The organism is Arthrobacter sp. TB 26 (assembly GCF_000427315.1).
Taxonomy (GTDB): Bacteria; Actinomycetota; Actinomycetes; order Actinomycetales; family Micrococcaceae; genus Arthrobacter.
Map to the genome: position 1 here is coordinate 6,034 of NZ_AUPJ01000331.1, position 1,301 is coordinate 7,334.

Annotated in this window: 1 protein-coding gene and 1 pseudogene (1 of these 2 running past the window's edge); both read left to right on the plus strand. The window is 70.8% G+C overall.

All coding sequences use genetic code 11. The features are described from left to right. Window positions 1-888: pseudogene (argS, locus tag K789_RS23025) on the plus strand (arginine--tRNA ligase) (it extends 886 nt beyond the left edge of the window). Further along, window positions 885-1,301 (plus strand): thiamine pyrophosphate-binding protein (locus K789_RS0112580; protein ID WP_029704995.1); only part of this gene is annotated, 417 nt, incomplete at its 3' end. The pseudogene argS and the gene K789_RS0112580, both read left to right, overlap by 4 nt.

A 1,301-nucleotide genomic window follows, 5' to 3' on the forward strand; every position in this document is an offset into this window, starting at 1 on the left:
GGGGAGCCCCTGCCGCTCATCATCCGCAAGTCCGACGGCGGCTACGGCTACGGCACCACGGACCTCGCCACCATCCGGTACCGGGTCCGCGAGCTCGAGGCCAACCGCGTCCTATACGTCGTGGGCGCGCCGCAGAACATGCACCTGCGCATGGTCATGGCCACGGCCCGCGACGCCGGCTGGCTCCCCGACACGGTGGAGGCCGTGCACGTGCAGATCGGCAACGTGCTGGGGGAGGACGGGAAAATCCTGAAGTCCCGCTCCGGCGCCCCGGTCAAGCTGATGGCCCTGCTGGAGGAAGCCGTGGACCGCGCCCGCGCCGTCATCGACGCCAGCCGGCCCGAGCTCACCGAGGCCGAACGCGCCGTGACCGCCCGGCAGGTGGGCATCGGCGCGGTCAAGTACGCCGACCTCTCCGTGGGGCACGACACCGAATACGTCTTCGACTTCGACCGGATGCTGGCCCTGAGCGGCAACACCGGACCCTACGTGCAGTACGCCGCCGCCCGGATCCGTTCGATCCTGCGGAAAGCCGGGGTGCTCGAGCGGTACACCGCACTCGAAACCGATGCTGCCGGAACCGACAGCGACGGCGGCACCCCGGCGACGCCGATCGCCGTCGTCGAACCCGCCGAACGCGCGCTGGCCCTGCACCTCCTCGAATACGGCGCCACCCTGCACAAGGTACGCGAGGCGCTGGAACCGCACCGGCTGTGCACGTACCTGTTCGAACTCGCCCAGCTCTTCACGTCCTTCTACGACCAGTGCCCCGTGCTGAAGTCCGAGGACTCGGTCCGGGAATCGCGGCTTGCCCTGTGCGCGCTGGTCCTGCGCCGGCTGTCCGAGGGCCTGGACCTGCTCGGCATCGAGACCCCGGAGAACATGTGAGCTCGGAGGAGCTGAGCGCGCTGGATGCCGCGCGGATCGCCGTCGCGGCCCTGCTGCTCGAAGGGGTCCGCTACGTGGTGGTGGCACCCGGTTCGCGTTCCGCGCCGATGGCATACGCCCTGGCGGAGGCCGACGCCATGGGACGGGTCGAGCTGCTGGTGCGGATCGATGAGCGCGACGCCGGATTCACCGCCCTGGGCCTGGCCCTCGCCACAGGGGCGCCCGCGGCCGTGCTCACCACCTCCGGGACCGCCGTCGGAAACCTCCTGCCGGCGGTGATGGAGGCCAACCATGCCGCCGTCCCGCTCGTGGTGATCTCGGCCGACCGCCCCGTGGAACTCCGGGGGACCGGCGCCAACCAGACAACCGTGCAGCTGGACTTGTTCGGTGAGCACGTCCGCTTCGCCGCCGAC